This is a genomic window from Lentisphaerota bacterium, from assembly GCA_016873675.1.
Classification (GTDB): Bacteria; Verrucomicrobiota; Kiritimatiellia; order RFP12; family JAAYNR01; genus VGWG01.
On sequence record VGWG01000069.1, the window covers coordinates 1 to 15,634 of the forward strand.

Sequence of the window (15,634 nt, forward strand, 5' to 3'; positions counted from 1 at the left end):
AGACGCACGAAGTCAAACCCCCAGTCGGCCATCCATAGAAAATCGGTTTCTTGAAACGGGTTGTTGATGAAATCGGGCACGAGTGTTTGGGAGGCTTTTTTGGTAGAGCACATCTCCACGAGGTTAAAGCCTCGCCAGCGGGGCAAGGCGTTTTTAGGAACATTTTTCATGGCGGTATCCTGTCGGCACACTAAATACTTACGCGGAGGTTCACAACCCGTTCAGCATAACCAGACCTCTCTGCCTCAGGAACTCGACCCATCGGCTCAGCGAATCCGGGATATCTGTCTGTGCTTGAGGCAGCGGCTCATGATCGAGCCCGAATCGGCGCAGCTTGCTCACCCCGAGCGGGTGGTACGGCAGAAGCTCCACCCCCTCCAGGTTATGCAATGAGCGGGCGAGTCCGGCGATCCCTTCGAAATGATCGGGCCTGTCGTTGAATCCCGGAATGATCGGACAACGCAGGCGAATCCGGCGTCCGTCACCGTCCAGCGCGCGCAGATTAGCCAGAATTCGTTCATTGCCCGCGCCGCAGGAGGCCAGGTGCCGCGCCGTATCGCTCTCCTTCCAGTCGTACAGAAACAGATCGACATACGGCGCGACCGCTTCCAGGCGGTCATAGGAGTACTGGCCGCACGTCTCGACGCAGGTATGCAGCCCCACCTGCTTGGCCTGCTGCAACAAAGCCTTGCAGAAAGCCGCCTGCAGCAGCGGCTCGCCGCCCGAAAGCGTGAGCCCGCCCCCCGAAGATTCGTAGAAGAACCGATCCCGCAGCACGATCTCCAGCACGTCGTCAACGGTCACGTCGCGTCCGATCATCTCCAGCGCCCCGGCGTAACACTCCCGTGCACACAGCCCGCAGGCGACACACTTCGATCGGTCGAGCTCGTGTCGCCCCTCGGTGATGCGGTGTCCCTGAGGGCGGCAGACCGGGAGGCATCGGCCGCACCCGATGCACTTCTCGGGCAGGAAAGACAGGAGTGGAGAGGCGGTCAAGCCCTCGGGATTGTGGCACCAGGCGCACCGGAGCGGACATCCTTTCATAAACACGGTCGTGCGGATGCCCGGCCCGTCATGCAACGAAGACCGCTGAATATCGAAAATTGTCCCCGTTGCACTAGTTGCGATGTTTGGTTCGCGCAATGATATGTTCCTGAAGTTCCGGGTTGATGAGCTTGAACATCTGCGAGAACCCGGCCACGCGCACCGCGATATTGCCGTAGCGTTCCGGATCTGTCTGCGCCTGACGCAGCCGTTCAACGGTGGTCACGTTCCACTGGAGTTGGCCGATGCCCATTCGCATGGCCGCCTCGGTGAGTTGCGCCAGGGTTCGAACGCCTGCCTCGCCCGCCACCATGACCGGGTCAATCTCGACGATTGCGGCAGAGGCACCGGCCGCCCGGTTATGCGGCAGCCGCGCCAGGGAGTTCAGCATCGCCGTCACGCCATTCGTGTCCCGGCCCTGGTTGGCCGATACGGAATAGGCGAGGGGCTCTCCTGACCGGCGACCGTCGGGTGTGGCGCCGACGCTCTTGCCGAACGGGATGTTGCACAGGAAGGAAAAGAGATGAACGAAATAGCGACCGCTCAACGGGCTTTCCATGCGATCCATCACCGCGATGAAGTGTTCACAGACCCGCCGCGCCAGGTCATCCACTTTCGGGTTGTCGTTCCCGTACTTGGGGACGCGCATCAACAACATCTGGCGCAGATCTTCCCGCCCCTGAAAGTTGTTGCGCAGCGCCGCGAGCAGTTCGCTGCGCGGGATGCGCGGTTCGTCGAAAACAAACTGCTTCAGCGCCATCAGGGAGTCAGCCGTGTTGGCGGCGCCCAGAAAGCAGATCGAGTGGTAGTTATAGACCGGGCCGCCGTCGGTAATATCGCGGCCGCGCCGGATGCAGTCATCGGTCAGCACCGACCAGCAGGGCAACGGCCCGCCGTCGCGCTGCGCCAGTTCGCCCCGGTTGCAGTGATACACCATGTTCCGGGAAAACGTCTCCACCTGTTTTTCGTAGGCGGCGAACAAGTCCTCGAATGTGGCGAAGTCCTCCAGCGCCCCGGTCGGCGGTCCCACCTGAGCGTCCGAGGCGGGATCTTTGCCGTTGAACAGCGCCAGTTCCAGGCACTTGGTTGAGTTGAGCCACCCCGACACCGCGTGCGGATTGGCCCGTCCGGGAATGGTTAATTCAATGCACCCGATCGGGGCGTAGTCGCGGGCGTCTTCAGGCGCGATGCCGCGTTCACTCAGCGCCGGAATGAAACACGCATCATTGAAGACGAAGGGAATGCCGCCGCCCTGGGCGATCAGTTCGGCGGACCGTTGCACAAACAATGCGGGCGATTTGTCGTGCAGCCGAATCGAAAGATCGCGAATGACCCCCAGGTTGCGCGTGGCATCGAGAATGATATAACTCAGGTCATTGACCGCATCGTCGCCGGCGCGGGTCACGCCGCCCAGCGTGATGGCCTGCACATCGTAGTCGAGGTACAGCCGGCAGCCGAGTTCTTCCATCCATTCCACGGCACCGGCCCGGTCGAGCCGCCCGGCCGCGATATCGGCGGCATAGTAGGGGTGCAGAATCTGGTCGAGCCGCCCCAGGGAGTTGGCGTTGATCCCATCCTCGCCGCAGGTCAGGATATGCGCCAGCCAGAGCGCTTGGACGGCTTCCGCAAAGGTGCGGGCACCCTCGGCCGGAACGCGAGAACAACGCTCGGCAATCCGTTCCAGACGGGCTTTTTCTTCGGGTGTCTCCGCCACGTTGGCCAGACGTTGCGCCGCCTCGGCGTAGCGCTGCCCCAGGAGAATACCCGCGTCGCAAATGTCCAGCGCCGCCAGCCAGAAATTCTCCGACTGCGGGTAACCCGCCGCCGCGCGGTCCGCCGCCGCCATGGCCTGCTCGACCTCTCGCCGGACGCCACGGAACCCGATGCGCATCACCTTGGCGTAGTCGCGGATCGAATGGTTTTCCATCCATCCGCCCGCCCAGAATACGGAGCATGTACTGTTATCGTTCCAAAAACCCTTGCCGTTCAGGGACTCCGGATCCGGCGTGCCCACGGTACACTGCGGCGGATTCTGCCAGTGGTTCAGACAATCGCGTACCTTGACGACCTCCGTGTCGGCGATACCGAGTTGTCGGAGGCATTCCACATGCTCGGCATTGTGCGGGTCTGGGGTCTTCCATTGGAGATGGGCTGTCGGGAGGTGTTGTCCGGCCAAGAACCAGTCCGGCTCGATCTCGATATTGGCCAGTTTCACAAGTTCCCGCAGGTAAGCCGCCCGGATTTGGACGCGCGACTTTCCGTTTCCCGACGCAAAAAAAAGCGCGACTGCGCGCACAAAGGGGTTCACGTGTTTGGGAAAGGAACCCCGTCGTTGCATGATGCCCGCTTTTAATCGCTCGATGCGGGGCGAGCGTGACGTGACGACATCTGGTTTCATACTCATGGCCTCTATTTCAGATCGAGCGTCCGGTAAATATCCCGTGTGGCCGCCGATTTATTCAATGTGTAAAAATGAATGCCTGCCACATCGTGATCGATCAGATCCCGAACTTGTTCGGTGGCCCAATGGACGCCAAAACGGGCCACGGCATCGTCATGGGAGGATCGCAAAACCGCGCGGAGAAGCTTGGCTGGAATGTGCGAGCGTGGCGAAAGCTCGGCCATGCGCTTCATGCCGGCCAGTGTTTGTATGGGCATAATACCCGCCAAGATAGGTTGTGTGATGCCGGCGATCTCGCACCGTTCTCGAAAGTCATAGAAATCGCGGTTGTCAAAGAAAAGCTGGGTGCAGATATAATCGGCGCCCGCATCCATTTTTTCTTTTAAAAAATCAATTTCGACCAGGCGATTGGCCGAAGCGGGATGCCCCTCGGGAAAACCGGCAACACCAATTCCCATGGATGGGTGGCGGGCGCGAATAAAGCGGACCAAGTCCGCTGCATGAGCAAAGCCATTGGCGGATGGCTTCCAGTCGGGCTGGCCTTGGGGGGGATCGCCATGGAGCGCCAAAATGTTTTCGATGCCGTTTGCGGCATACCGGTCGAGAATGGCGGCGATTTCGTCCCGCGAGGCGCCCACGCAGGTCAGATGGGAGACGACGGTCAGGCGTGTCTCTTTTTGAATCCGCACAACCATGTCGTGGGTGAGCTCGCGTGTCGATCCGCCGGCCCCATACGTGATGCTCACGTAGGAGGGTTGCAGGGGAACGAGATCGGCGATCGTATGGAAGAGCTGCTCAGAGGCGCTGGCATTCTTGGGGGGAAAGAACTCAAAGCTGAAAACCGGCTTGCGCGATTCAAGAATGTTTTTGATATGCATGGGTCGTGATCAGAAAATGCGCGTTAAAACGGCTCGGCCCACAGGGGGCGAGCGCATGCCCAACACACGCCCTCGCCTCCACGCGACGAACGGGAGTATAACAGAATCGGTGGGTAACCGTCAAGGTTCCCTCTAATCCGCCCAGCAATTCTAATTCTAATTATGGAGGTGAAACCATCGGGGTCGGCGTCGGTGTCGGTATCGGTATCGATAAACAACCGGGGTTCGACCCCGATACCGACCCCGACCCCGATGACCCAATCGCCTCATAATTGGAATTGCTGGAGGATTGCTGTGCGAATCTTGTCAGCCCGGATGGTCTGTGATATCTTACCTTCCCAACACAGAAAGAGTGTGACCGGCATGCTGGAGAGAACCATTTTGCGGGATCGGCATGAGCGCCTGGGCGCCCGTTTGATCAATTTCGGAGGGTGGGAGCTCCCGGTTCAATATGACGGCATCTTGGCTGAGCATCAGCGTGTCCGCCAGCATGTCGGGATGTTCGACACGGGGCATATGGGTGCGTTCCTGGTGAGCGGCCGTGAATCGTTGGATTTTCTCTCTCGTATGCTGACTCAGGATGTGCGTGCGATGGCGGACGGGCGCTGCCGCTATGGGTTTCTGTTGCGCGAGAACGGCGGGGTGCTGGACGATCTGATCGTCTACCGGTTTTCGTCCACAGCATGGATGGTGGTGGTCAATGCCGGACCGGCCAAGGACGACCTGGCTTGGCTCGCGCGGTTTTGTCCGATCTCCGGTGTGGCGTTGACCGATCTGCGCGGCGTGCAGAGCAAACTCGATGTACAAGGACCGGAGAGTCGCCTCGCGATGGAACGGGCGATGGGGCTCGATCTTTCCGGTCTGGGGTATTTTCAGTTTAGGCGCACGGAGTCCGGCGCGCTTGTCAGCCGCACGGGCTATACCGGCGACCTGGGGTATGAGATCTATGCGTCGCCGCAGGCGATTGCCGGGCTTTGGGATCGTTTGCGGGCCGAAGGGGTCAAGCCGGCCGGACTGGGCGCACGCGACACGCTGCGGCTGGAGGCCGGGCTGCCGCTGTACGGGCATGAATTGACGACGGAGGTCTCGCCGGTTGAAGCCGGAATGATGCGATATGCGGGGAAAACCGAGCCGTTTATGGGACGCGATGCGCTGCGTGCGCGGCAGGCCGATCCGGGGAGACCGCGCCTGGTCGCGTTTCAGATTGCAGGACGCCAATCCGCGCGGCAGGACAACCGGGTTCTGGATACCGCCGGGCACGAGGCCGGGCGGGTGACCAGCGGCTCGTTCTCGCCGTCTCTGGAGTGCGCGATCGGGTTTGCCTATGTGCGGCAGGAGATGACCCCGATCGGCACCGAATTGGGTGTGGATACCGGCCGGCAGGTGCTGGCAGCACGGGTGACAACCGCGCCTTTCTGGAAGCGCGCCTCAGACGATCACACACACGAGAAAACGGGAGATGAACACCATGGATCCGAAAACATTACGGTATACGCGGGATCATGAATGGGTGGCGCTGGTCGGTTCGGAGGCGACAATCGGCATCACCGAGCATGCCGAGCGGGCCTTGGGGGATATCACCTACATCGAGTTGCCCAAACGCGGCACACGGCTTGTCGCCGGCCGGTCGCTGGGCGTGGTGGAGTCGGTGAAGGCGGCCAGCGATATCTTGGCGCCCGTTGGCGGCGTCGTTTCCGAGGTCAACACCGCGCTCGTCAAAACGCCCGAAGTGCTCAACCAGGACGCCTACGGCGCCGGTTGGATCTGCAAACTGACCGATGTGGACGCCGCCCAGGCGCACGCCTTGATGAATTCGGAGCAGTACGCCGCCTTCTGCCAACAGGAACCCTAAGATGAGCTTTGTCGCGAATACGCCCGCCCAGTGCGCCGAGATGCTGGCCACGATCGGTGTACCCGACATCTCGGCGCTGTTTGACGACATTCCGCCCCGCTTCCGTGTGAAGCACGTGGACATGCCCGAGGGGTTGAGCGAGGCGGAGGTCTATGACCGCCTGCATCGCCTCTCGCATCGCAATGCCCACGAACTGACCTGCTTCCTCGGAGGCGGCTTCTACGATCACTTCATCCCGGCGGCGGTCGATTCGCTCTGCAGCCGGGGGGAGTTCTTTACGGCGTACACTCCGTACCAGCCCGAAGCGTCGCAAGGAACGCTCCAGGCGATCTTCGAATATCAGAGCGCGATTTGCCGGCTCACGCGCATGGAGGTGGCCAACGCCTCGCTCTACGACGGCGGCACGGCGCTGGTCGAGGCGGCGCTGATGGCGCTGCGGATCACCGGTCGCACCCGCATCGTGCTCGACAGCGGCGTGAGCCCCATCTACCGCCACATGATGCGCGGGTATACGCGCAATCTATCGATCGACTTGGACGAGATTGAGGTGGCGCATGGGCAGGCCGACCGCGCCCGCCTCGGGGCGGCGCTGGGGGAGCACACGGCCGCCGTGATCCTGCAGAATCCAAACTTCTTTGGCGCGGTGGACGACTTCAGTGATATCGCGGCCCAGGCTCATGCCAAGGGGTGCCTAGTGATCGTGTCGGTCTATCCGCTGGCGCTCGGCCTCTTGAAAGCCCCGGGTGAGATGGGCGCGGACATCGTGACGGGCGAGGGGCAGTCGCTCGGGCTCCCGCTTTCGTTCGGCGGTCCGTATCTGGGGTTCATGGCCACGCGAATGGCGCACGTGCGCAAAATGCCCGGCAGGCTGGCGGGCGAAACGGTCGACCGCCTCGGGCGCACCGGGTATGTGCTGACGCTCCAGGCGCGCGAGCAGCATATCCGGCGCGAAAAAGCCACGTCGAACGTCTGTTCCAACGAGGCGCTCTGCGCCCTGCGGTCGCTGGTGTACCTCTCGGTCATGGGGAAGCAGGGATTGCGCGACGTGGCGTGGCTCTGCGCCAAAAAGGCGGAGTATGCCAAACAGCGCCTCTCCGCCATTCCCGGCGTGTCGGTCAAGCGGAGCGCGGCGACCTTCAACGAATTCACCCTCGAGTTGCCGATCGATGCCTCGGATGCCGTGGCGCGCCTGGTGGACCGGGGGATTGCCGCCGGCTTCCCGCTGGGACGCTACTACGAGGGGATGTCGAATTACCTGCTGGTCGCAGTGACCGAGAAACGGACACGCGCCGAGATCGGCCATCTGGCCGAGGCGCTGGAGAGTGTGCTGTGAGCGAACTGATCTTCACCCAATCCATGCCGGGACGTCGCGGCTGCACCCTCCCCAAGCTGACGCCGGCCGAGGAGGCCTGTCACCTGCGCATCCCCGAACGGTATCGCGCCACGCAGCCGCCGGAACTCCCGGAGGTCAGCGAGCTCGACGTCGTCCGGCACTTCACGAACCTGTCGCGCCTGAATTTCAGCGTCGATTCGCACCTCTACCCGCTCGGGTCGTGCACGATGAAGTACAATCCGCGCATCTGCGAAAAGATCGCCGCGCTCGACGGTTTTGCGGGAATTCACCCCTTGCTGCCGCAGCTTCGCGGGGGCGGCATGCTGACGCAAGGCGCGCTGGAAGTGCTCTATGAGACCGAGCGGCTGCTGACGGAGATCTGCGGCATGGGCGCCTTCAGCCTGCAGCCGATGGCCGGCGCGCATGGCGAACTGACCGGCATCATGCTGATCGCCGCGTATCACCGCGCCCACGGCAACCGGCGCTCCACCGTGATCGTGCCCGACTCGTCCCACGGCACCAACCCCGCGAGCGCCGCGATGGCAGGCTACGAGGTGGTGACCGTCCCCAGCGGGCCGGATGGCTGCATGGATCTCGAGGCGTTCAAAGCGGTGCTGAACGACGACGTCGCGGCGGTGATGATGACCTGCCCGAACACCCTCGGGCTGTTCGAAAAGCAGATTCACGAGATCGCCGATCTGGCGCATGCGCACGATGCGTTGCTCTACTACGATGGCGCGAATCTCAACGCGCTGCTCGGGCACTGCCGTCCGGGAGACCTCGGCTTTGACGTGGTGCATGTCAACCTGCACAAAACCTTTGCGACGCCGCACGGCGGCGGCGGTCCCGGCGCGGGACCGGTGGGGGTGGTCCCGCGGCTCGCCCCGTATCTGCCCGTCAGCCAGGTGGTCAAACGGAGCGACGGCACGTTTGCCCTGGACTACGACTGTCCCAAGTCGATCGGCTATATCGCCCCGTTTTACGGCAACTTCGGGGTGGTGCTCAGGGCCTATGCCTATCTGCTGCTGCTGGGGCGCAACGGGCTCACCGAGGTTGCGGATCACGCGGTGCTGAACGCGAACTACGTGCGCGCGCGGTTGAAGCCCTATTATGATCTTCCGTATGACCGCACCGTGATGCACGAGTGCGTGTTCAGCGCGTTGCGTCAGTGCGCAAAAGGAGTGCATGCGATCGATATTGCCAAAGCGCTGATTGATGAAGGGTTTCATCCGCCGACGGTTTACTTCCCGCTCACGGTCAAAGAGGCCCTGATGATCGAGCCGACCGAAACCGAGTCGAAGGAGGCGATCGACCGGTTTATCGAGGCGATGATCCGCGTGGCGCGTCTGGCCGAGGCCGATCCTGCGGCGTTTGCCGAGATGCCGCAGTCGACGCCCGTATCGCGCCTGGACGAGACGCGGGCGGTCAAGGCGATGCGGTTTGGCGTCTGACGGGTTCGGGGTCTGCCAGAACGTCGCCGGGGATAGAGAATGAGTAACGCCGCGCTTCAGGCCTCGTGGGCTTCAGAATCCAGAAAGATGTCGACCGGAGCCGCCGCATACGGCTGTGCCGGTTTGCCCGGCACCTGAATGGCCTGAACCGGACAGTACCCGATGCAGCGCTGACACGACTCGCAGGTGTCGGCCCAGACCGGGCCGTCCGCCATGCGAATGGCGCCGGCCGGGCAGAGCGTCGCGCACAGGCCGCAGCGGGTGCAGCGCGTCCGATCAACGGCCAGCGGAAACATCCGCTTGAAGAACCGCCAGGGGCGGGATGTGCGCGATAGCGCAACCAGACCCGACGACCACACTCCATAGCCGGCCGGCCACCGCGCCTGCCCGGCGAGCAGCGCCCGGCCAAAATCGGCGACCGTGTCACGCATGCGTGCGACGCGGCGTGCATTGGCCCCCACCGGGATCGTTCGGTTGCCATAGTTGCCCGGCATCACACAGCATACCGCGCCTACCGTCCGATAGCCTTTCGCCCGCAAAAAGCGTCCCAGCGGACCCGAGAGCCCGCCCGAGGCTCCCCCCATGGTCACGAGCACCACCACGCCGCGCCCGTCACCCGGCGGCAGGGCCTCCATAAACCGCCAGACGATCGCGTGACTTAAACGCGCGACACCCAAGCGGTCGAACAAACGGGGAACACAGGAGACAGGGAAATAATAGCCCGCCCGCCAGTAGCCAGTGTTGCACTGGCTACTGGCTGGCGGGCCTGTTGCAACAAACACGTGTGTTGATTATCGCAGAAACAGGCACAAAAGTCTATCTTTTAGGCGCACAAGATTTGCATCTTTCGAGTACTTCAAGCACTCCAGGCTGCCGCCGGGACTGCGATTATTGGGCTGGCGCGGCGGGGACAGCGAGGCCGGCGGCGATGCGTTGGCGGACCGCCTCGAAGAGGAGGATGGTGGTTGCGGCGGCGACGTTGAGCGAGTCGGCCCGGCCGAGCATGGGGATGCGCACGCGCAGGTCGGCGGCGTCGAGCCACAGTCGGGAGAGTCCGTACTGCTCCGCGCCAACGACGACGGCGACGCGGCCGGTGAGGGTGGCGTTCATGTGCAGGATGTCGGTGTGTGGCGTCGCGGCGAGGATGGAGAAGCCGTGGTGGCGGAGATAGGCGAGCGCCTCGGCGCTATCGGCCTCGACCAGCGGCATCGAGAAGAGGATGCCGGTCGAGGCGCGGACCACGTTTGGATTGTAAATGTCGGTGCAGCGGTCGCAGACGATTACCGCGCTCACCCCCGCCGCATCGGCCGTGCGCAGGATGGTGCCCAGATTCCCCGGCTTCTCGATGGCTTCGGCCACCACAACCAGGGCGTTCTCCGGAAGGACCAGATCGGCCAGCGAGCGGCGGATCTGCGGTCCGACGGCCAGCAGACCGTCCGGCCGTTCGCGATAGGCGATTTTAGCGAACACCGGCGCCGTGCACGAGATGATCTCGCAGGTGCCCGTGCGGCAGCGGTCGATCAGCGCTGGCTCGTTTTCGTTTTTCAGAAAGAGCTCCTCGCAGAAGAAGAGCTGCGTCGGAGCATACCCCGCGTCCAGCGCCCGCGTGATGTCGCGGTAGCTTTCGGTCAGCATCAGCCCCAGCCCGTCGCGATGCGAGCGCTGGCGGAGTTTGACGACCGTTTTGATCTTGGGATTGGCCAGACTGGTGATGTGGAGGTGGTTCGGGATCATGCGTCCTCGGGATGGATGGCGGGATCAATGGCCGACGATTCAGGTTACCATTTTTGCACGCATCCGATCAAGCGTTGCAATCACGGCTTGCGCCGGAGGGGGTGATTAGCCTACAATTCGCTCATGGAAAAGACGCTGGTCATCATCCCCACGTATGACGAGAAGGATAATGTCGGGCCGATCTCGCGGGCGGTCTTCGGCGCCCTTCCCGACGCCCACGTGCTGTTCGTGGACGATAATTCGCCGGATGGCACGGGCGCTCTGATTGATGCGCTTGTTGCTGCCGACGCGCGCGTGCATGTGCTGCACCGGCCGGGCAAGCAGGGTCTCGGGCGCGCCTACATCGCCGGTTTCAAGTGGGCGCTGGAAAGCGGGTTTGAGCGGATTGTGGAGATGGATGCCGATTTTTCACACGATCCGGCCGTTCTGCCGAAATTGATTGCCGCCACGGACGCGGCTGATCTGGCGATCGGCTCGCGTTATATCGGCGGCATCCGCGTGATGAACTGGCCGCTGAGCCGACTGCTCCTCAGCACCTTCGCGGGCTATTACGTGCGGCTGGTCACAGGGCTGCCCGTCTGCGATCCGACGGGCGGCTTCAAATGCTTCCGCCGGTGCGTGCTGGAGGCGCTCGACCTTGACCGCGTCACCTCCAACGGCTACTCGTTCCAGATCGAAATGAACCATGGCGCGTGGATGGGCGGGTTCCGGGTCAAGGAGATCCCGATCGTGTTTGAAGATCGACGGGCGGGCTATTCCAAGATGAATACCGGCATTGCTGGCGAGGCGTTCCTGATGGTGTTGAAGCTGGCGTGGCGGAGCGGCTTCCGCCGCTGGCCGAAAAGACAGGTCGCGTGACAATGGGCGGCCTCATCGCACAACGGGGGTGGTGTCCGCTCGCGCTGGTGCGGGCGATGCGGCCCGCGCAGTGGACCAAGAACGGCGTGGTGTTGGCGGCCTATTTTTTCGCTCGATGGGATCCGAGTCAACAGGCGCGTGCGGCGGGTTGGGGGGCACTGGCGGTGGCGTTGGCGGCGGCGGCGGCCTTCTGTGCGGTATCGAGCGCGGTTTATCTGATCAACGACATCCACGACCGGGAGGCGGATCGCGCGCATCCCCAGAAGCGATCCCGTCCGCTGGCCTCGGGCGCGCTGGCGGTGGCGCCGGCGGCCATTGCGGCGGCGGCGCTCGCAGCGGTCGGCGTGTCGGCGGGATTTGCCGTCACGGCCAGCCTCGGCGAGACGCTCCTCGCCTATCTGGGCCTGCAGGCGCTCTACACCTACGGGTTGCGGCAGGTGGCGCTGGTTGATGCGTTCATCATCGCGATCGGGTTTGTGATCCGGGCCGTGGCCGGAGCCGTGGCGCTCGACGTGCGCATTTCGCCGTGGCTGCTCCTCTGCGCCTTCCTGCTGGCGCTGTTTCTGGCGCTGTGCAAGCGGCGGCATGAGAAGGTGCGCTCGGGACCAGACGAGGCCCCGACGCGGGAAGCGCTCGACGGCTACGACGCCCGCGCGCTCGATCAGGCGATTGCAGTGGTCAGCGCGGCGACCGTTGTGAGTTATGCGCTCTACACCCTTTCGGAGGAGACGGTCGAGCGCTTTGGCACCAACCGCCTCGGACTGACCATTCCCTTCGTGTTGTTCGGCATCCTGCGCTACCTCGATCTGGTTTACCGAAAGGGCGGCGGGGAGCGTCCGGAGCGGGTGCTCCTCACCGACCGGGTGCTGATGGTGACCATCCTGCTGTACGGGCTGACGGCATTGACGGTGTTTCAACTGGCAAACGGAGGCGCGTGATGGCGGACCTGCGAACGAAAAAAGAGCTGAAGGGGATCACGAAGCTGGGCAGCGGTAAGACGGTCTATCCCGGTCGGTATGATGCGGGGTTGCTGGAGACGTTTGCCAACAAGCATCCGGATCGCGACTATTGGGTGACCTTTACCTGCCCCGAGTTCACGACGCTCTGCCCCATGACCGGTCAGCCCGATTTCGGGACGATCACCATTCAATATGTGCCGGGCCAGCGGCTGGTCGAGAGCAAGTCGCTCAAACTCTACCTCTTTGGCTTTCGCAACCACGGCGGATTTCACGAGGACTGCGTGAACATCATCCTGAACGACCTCCTAATCGCGATGGCCCCCCCGTACATCGAGGTGGCGGGTCGCTTCCGGCCGCGCGGGGGCATCACCATAGATCCGTACTGCAATTACGGCCGGCCGGGAACGAAATACGCCGATCTGGCCGACGCCCGCTTCCGCACCCACAACCTCCACCACGACCGGGGCTGTTCGCCATGAGCGCGGGGATCAACGAGGCGGCGGTGGTCGTCTTCTCGGGCGGGCAGGACAGCACGACCTGCCTGGCTCAGGCGGTGAGTGATTACGGCCGGGGGCGGGTGGCCTGCATCACGTTCAGCTACGGGCAGCGGCACGGGCAGGAGGTGGCGGTCGCGCAAAAGATCGCCGCCGATTTCGGCGTGGCCGCGCATCAGCATCGGATCGTGGATCTCGCCTGGTACGGCCAGATCACATCGAGCGCACTGCTTGATCCAGCCGCAGCCATGTTGCAGAATCCAGCCGCGTCGTGTCCGAACACCGTGGTGGACGGCCGCAACATGCTCTTTCTGCTGATCGCGGCGATCTTCGCCAAGGGGCGGGGGGTGCGGACGCTTATCACCGGGGTGTGCCAGGCCGACTTCAGCGGCTATCCCGACTGCCGCGACGTGTTCATCAAGTCGTGCAACGTGACGCTCAATCTGGCGATGGACACCGACTTCCGCGTGATCACCCCGCTGATGGATCTGACCAAGGCGCAGACGTGGGCGCTCGCGGACCGGCTGGGCGTACTGGCGTACGTGGCTGAAAACACGCTGACCTGCTACAATGGCATCGTCGGACGCGGTTGCGGGACGTGTCCGAGCTGCCTGCTGCGGCAGCGCGGGCACGACGCCTATCTCGCGGAGAAGGAGGGACGATGCTGACCGTTCGCAAAGCCTGCCATTTTCATGCCGCCCATGTGCTGTCCAACCACGCGGGCGCGTGCAAGAACCTGCACGGCCACACCTACCGGGTGCTGGCCGAAGTGGCGCAGGCACGGGGCGACACCGCCGACATGGTCATCGATTTTCACGATCTTCTGGCCGTGTTGCGCGACGTGATTGTGGCGCGTTTCGACCATGCCTTCATTTATGACGAAGCTGGCGCCAGTGAGCGCGAAATTGCGGCGGTCCTCGTTCGGAACGGCATGAAGACGGTGGGGCTTCCCTTTCGCACCACCGCCGAGAATTTGGCCCGTCATTTCTTTCGCGAGTTGGCGGGGCGCATCAACGTGGTGTCGGTCACCGTCTACGAGACGGACGACTCGAGCGCCGAGTATCGCGAGGATCCTGCCCGATGACCGCCGCGCCGCGTTACCCGGTGGTTGAGATATTTGAGTCGGTGCAAGGCGAGGGCATTCACACCGGCAAGCCCGTCGTATTCGTTCGCTTTGGGCGCTGCAACTTAGCCTGTCCGTGGTGTGACACCGACTTCCGGACGTTCCAGATGCTCGACGGCGACGCGATTCTGGCACAGGTGGCGGCCTTCACGCCGCGGGCGGTGATTCTAACGGGCGGCGAGCCGTTGATTCAGAAGCGGCTCGATGAGTTGCTGGCGCGATTCAGCGGCCTCGGCTACTGGATTGGCGTTGAAACCAACGGGTTACGGCGTCCGCCGGCGGGGTGGCTGCGTCAGATTGACCATGTGGCCGTGTCGCCCAAGGCATATTACGCGGCACAATACGCCGACACACGCATGATGAGGCGCGCCGATGAGGTGCGAATCGTGATCGATGGCGACGTGGGCGATTTCTGCCGCGACATGCGCCGTCGGATTCGTGCCGCGCACTACTTTCTCTCCCCCTGCGAACGCGGCGGCGTTTGCAACGTGGAAGCGACCATCCGCCTGCTGGGCGCCCTGAACCGCGGCCGCCGCAGCGGCCACTGGCTGCTGTCGCTGCAGACCCACAAGCTGGCGGGGTTGCGGTAGCGCGCCGCTGCGCTTCCCGGGTTCGGAACCAACGCTCAATGGATTCATGTCAAGACAGCCATCCTGCTCTTGCGGGGACGTCCGCCTTTCAATCCGTTCGCAGCGCTGCTAACGGCTTTGCGGTCGCTCCTGGCAGAACCGCCCCGGCGTCCCAGTTCCGATGCTGCGGCTTTCATCGTCTGCATGCGGAAGGGGAACTCCGCAGGATGGGCAAGGATCTTCGTGTGCAGATCGATGTCGCCCTCCTCCCATCGGATGTGTCCGTGTCCGCAGTATTGCACGTTGAAGACCTGACCTGAAGGCAGATCGGCCAGATAGGGGAAGTCGGCGAAGGAGGCGAAATATCCCATATCCTCGATCACCAGATAGACTCCTTCGGAAGTCACCAGCTTGACCTCAGCTTGTCTTCTTACGTCTGTTCCACTCATGTTCGATCAACTCCCTGTTGGCCTCAACCAGTCGCACGATCTTGCGCAACTCGTGCTGCGCAAAGCCCTCGTTCACGGCAATCCTGACGGTCGGGATCACCCATACTTTCGCCTCCGTCTGCTCACGGATGACGTGGACATGAACCGGTTCTCCGCTCTCCTCGCTAAAGAAGAAGAACCGATAAGGACCTACTCTCAAAACGGTCGGCATGCTTCCCACCCTCTTGATGGCAGAACAATATCCTATTCGCTTAGGTTTGTCGAGCGTTCATTTCTCGCTCTTGTAAAGAACCCATGTAATCGCCTTCTTTTCTTGCTTTCTTTCTCTTCGTGACTCCCTGCCGGCCTCCTGGGGTTAGGACGGGCGCATCCCCGTTTCACTGACCTGTCAAGCGGGCGATCCTGTGGACAGCCCTGTGACGTGGGCTAGCGCCCCGGCCGACGCGGCAGCGGTGGCGCGGGACGTATCGGACCGCGCAGACGGTGTGA

17 protein-coding genes are annotated in these 15,634 nt (G+C 62.9%); 10 read left to right on the forward strand and 7 right to left on the reverse strand.

Annotation, left to right across the window (positions count from 1 at the left end; translation table 11 throughout):
* Positions 1–210: 210 nt before the first annotated feature.
* The 3 genes from FJ222_08945 to metF are packed head-to-tail and all read right to left on the reverse strand — an operon-like array spanning position 211 to position 4,323.
* Positions 211–1,260, reverse strand: a complete 1,050-nt coding sequence (locus FJ222_08945) for a glycyl-radical enzyme activating protein (protein MBM4164546.1) — start codon at positions 1,258–1,260, stop codon at positions 211–213.
* Positions 1,118–3,448, reverse strand: a complete 2,331-nt coding sequence (locus FJ222_08950; GenBank protein ID MBM4164547.1) for a hypothetical protein — start codon at positions 3,446–3,448, stop codon at positions 1,118–1,120. Before FJ222_08950 ends, FJ222_08945 begins: the two co-directional genes overlap by 143 nt.
* Before the next feature lie 5 nt (positions 3,449–3,453).
* Entirely contained in the window at positions 3,454–4,323 is an 870-nt protein-coding gene (metF, locus tag FJ222_08955; protein MBM4164548.1) for a methylenetetrahydrofolate reductase [NAD(P)H], read from the reverse strand.
* 162 nt (positions 4,324–4,485) lie between these two features.
* Here metF and gcvT point away from each other — a divergent pair, with 162 nt between their 5' ends.
* From gcvT to FJ222_08975, 4 genes are read left to right on the forward strand one after another with little or no spacing between them, the layout of a single operon-like run.
* Positions 4,486–5,829, forward strand: coding sequence for a glycine cleavage system aminomethyltransferase GcvT (gcvT, locus tag FJ222_08960; protein ID MBM4164549.1), 1,344 nt, complete (start codon positions 4,486–4,488; stop codon positions 5,827–5,829).
* A complete protein-coding gene (gcvH, locus tag FJ222_08965) occupies positions 5,783–6,175 on the forward strand; it encodes a glycine cleavage system protein GcvH (GenBank protein ID MBM4164550.1) in 393 nt (130 codons plus the stop codon). Before gcvT ends, gcvH begins: the two co-directional genes overlap by 47 nt.
* A gap of 1 nt (position 6,176) precedes the next feature.
* Positions 6,177–7,508 (forward strand): aminomethyl-transferring glycine dehydrogenase subunit GcvPA, encoded by a 1,332-nt coding sequence (locus tag FJ222_08970; protein ID MBM4164551.1) that lies wholly within the window; start codon positions 6,177–6,179, stop codon positions 7,506–7,508.
* A 23-nt stretch (positions 7,509–7,531) separates the two neighbouring features.
* The gene (locus FJ222_08975; GenBank protein MBM4164552.1) at positions 7,532–8,959 is read left to right on the forward strand and encodes a glycine dehydrogenase subunit 2; all 1,428 of its coding nucleotides are present in this window, start codon (positions 7,532–7,534) and stop codon (positions 8,957–8,959) included.
* 56 nt (positions 8,960–9,015) lie between these two features.
* Here FJ222_08975 and FJ222_08980 read toward each other — a convergent pair whose 3' ends face one another.
* Both FJ222_08980 and FJ222_08985 read right to left on the reverse strand, forming a co-directional pair.
* Positions 9,016–9,594: a hypothetical protein gene (locus tag FJ222_08980; GenBank protein MBM4164553.1), complete on the reverse strand. Its 579-nt coding sequence runs from the start codon at positions 9,592–9,594 to the stop codon at positions 9,016–9,018.
* Positions 9,595–9,847: 253 nt separating this feature from the next.
* A complete protein-coding gene (locus tag FJ222_08985) occupies positions 9,848–10,693 on the reverse strand; it encodes an RNA methyltransferase (GenBank protein MBM4164554.1) in 846 nt (281 codons plus the stop codon).
* 123 nt (positions 10,694–10,816) lie between these two features.
* Here FJ222_08985 and FJ222_08990 point away from each other — a divergent pair, with 123 nt between their 5' ends.
* From FJ222_08990 to FJ222_09015, 6 genes are read left to right on the forward strand one after another with little or no spacing between them, the layout of a single operon-like run.
* Positions 10,817–11,551: a polyprenol monophosphomannose synthase gene (locus FJ222_08990; GenBank protein MBM4164555.1), complete on the forward strand. Its 735-nt coding sequence runs from the start codon at positions 10,817–10,819 to the stop codon at positions 11,549–11,551.
* Positions 11,552–11,553: 2 nt separating this feature from the next.
* On the forward strand, positions 11,554–12,489 hold the full coding sequence (locus tag FJ222_08995; GenBank protein ID MBM4164556.1) for a decaprenyl-phosphate phosphoribosyltransferase: 936 nt from the start codon (positions 11,554–11,556) through the stop codon (positions 12,487–12,489).
* Complete coding sequence (gene queF / locus FJ222_09000) at positions 12,489–12,989, forward strand: NADPH-dependent 7-cyano-7-deazaguanine reductase QueF (GenBank protein MBM4164557.1); 501 nt, start codon at positions 12,489–12,491, stop codon at positions 12,987–12,989. The genes FJ222_08995 and queF overlap by 1 nt, the downstream gene beginning before the upstream one ends.
* Entirely contained in the window at positions 12,986–13,672 is a 687-nt protein-coding gene (gene queC, locus FJ222_09005; GenBank protein MBM4164558.1) for a 7-cyano-7-deazaguanine synthase QueC, read from the forward strand. The genes queF and queC overlap by 4 nt, the downstream gene beginning before the upstream one ends.
* Positions 13,666–14,088: a 6-carboxytetrahydropterin synthase gene (locus FJ222_09010; protein MBM4164559.1), complete on the forward strand. Its 423-nt coding sequence runs from the start codon at positions 13,666–13,668 to the stop codon at positions 14,086–14,088. Before queC ends, FJ222_09010 begins: the two co-directional genes overlap by 7 nt.
* On the forward strand, positions 14,085–14,717 hold the full coding sequence (locus FJ222_09015) for a 7-carboxy-7-deazaguanine synthase QueE (protein MBM4164560.1): 633 nt from the start codon (positions 14,085–14,087) through the stop codon (positions 14,715–14,717). The genes FJ222_09010 and FJ222_09015 overlap by 4 nt, the downstream gene beginning before the upstream one ends.
* A 44-nt stretch (positions 14,718–14,761) precedes the next feature.
* Here FJ222_09015 and FJ222_09020 read toward each other — a convergent pair whose 3' ends face one another.
* Positions 14,762–15,145 carry a DUF2442 domain-containing protein gene (locus tag FJ222_09020; protein MBM4164561.1) on the reverse strand — a complete coding sequence of 128 codons (384 nt, stop codon included), beginning with the start codon at positions 15,143–15,145 and terminating at the stop codon, positions 14,762–14,764.
* Positions 15,114–15,356, reverse strand: coding sequence for a DUF4160 domain-containing protein (locus tag FJ222_09025; GenBank protein MBM4164562.1), 243 nt, complete (start codon positions 15,354–15,356; stop codon positions 15,114–15,116). Before FJ222_09025 ends, FJ222_09020 begins: the two co-directional genes overlap by 32 nt.
* Positions 15,357–15,634 lie beyond the last annotated feature (278 nt).

Excerpts from the sequence above, each read along its gene's own strand:
- FJ222_08950 (MBM4164547.1), bottom strand. The coding sequence starts at position 3,448 with ATGAGTATGAAACCAGATGTCGTCACGTCACGCTCGCCCCGCATCGAG.
- metF (MBM4164548.1), bottom strand. The coding sequence starts at position 4,323 with ATGCATATCAAAAACATTCTTGAATCGCGCAAGCCGGTTTTCAGCTTT.
- gcvT (MBM4164549.1), top strand. The coding sequence starts at position 4,486 with ATGGAGGTGAAACCATCGGGGTCGGCGTCGGTGTCGGTATCGGTATCG.
- gcvH (MBM4164550.1), top strand. The coding sequence starts at position 5,783 with ATGAACACCATGGATCCGAAAACATTACGGTATACGCGGGATCATGAA.
- FJ222_08970 (MBM4164551.1), top strand. The coding sequence starts at position 6,177 with ATGAGCTTTGTCGCGAATACGCCCGCCCAGTGCGCCGAGATGCTGGCC.
- FJ222_08975 (MBM4164552.1), top strand. The coding sequence starts at position 7,532 with ATGCCGGGACGTCGCGGCTGCACCCTCCCCAAGCTGACGCCGGCCGAG.
- FJ222_08980 (MBM4164553.1), bottom strand. The coding sequence starts at position 9,594 with ATGGAGGCCCTGCCGCCGGGTGACGGGCGCGGCGTGGTGGTGCTCGTG.
- FJ222_08985 (MBM4164554.1), bottom strand. The coding sequence starts at position 10,693 with ATGATCCCGAACCACCTCCACATCACCAGTCTGGCCAATCCCAAGATC.
- FJ222_08990 (MBM4164555.1), top strand. The coding sequence starts at position 10,817 with ATGGAAAAGACGCTGGTCATCATCCCCACGTATGACGAGAAGGATAAT.
- FJ222_08995 (MBM4164556.1), top strand. The coding sequence starts at position 11,554 with ATGGGCGGCCTCATCGCACAACGGGGGTGGTGTCCGCTCGCGCTGGTG.
- queF (MBM4164557.1), top strand. The coding sequence starts at position 12,489 with ATGGCGGACCTGCGAACGAAAAAAGAGCTGAAGGGGATCACGAAGCTG.
- queC (MBM4164558.1), top strand. The coding sequence starts at position 12,986 with ATGAGCGCGGGGATCAACGAGGCGGCGGTGGTCGTCTTCTCGGGCGGG.
- FJ222_09010 (MBM4164559.1), top strand. The coding sequence starts at position 13,666 with ATGCTGACCGTTCGCAAAGCCTGCCATTTTCATGCCGCCCATGTGCTG.
- FJ222_09015 (MBM4164560.1), top strand. The coding sequence starts at position 14,085 with ATGACCGCCGCGCCGCGTTACCCGGTGGTTGAGATATTTGAGTCGGTG.
- FJ222_09020 (MBM4164561.1), bottom strand. The coding sequence starts at position 15,145 with ATGAGTGGAACAGACGTAAGAAGACAAGCTGAGGTCAAGCTGGTGACT.
- FJ222_09025 (MBM4164562.1), bottom strand. The coding sequence starts at position 15,356 with ATGCCGACCGTTTTGAGAGTAGGTCCTTATCGGTTCTTCTTCTTTAGC.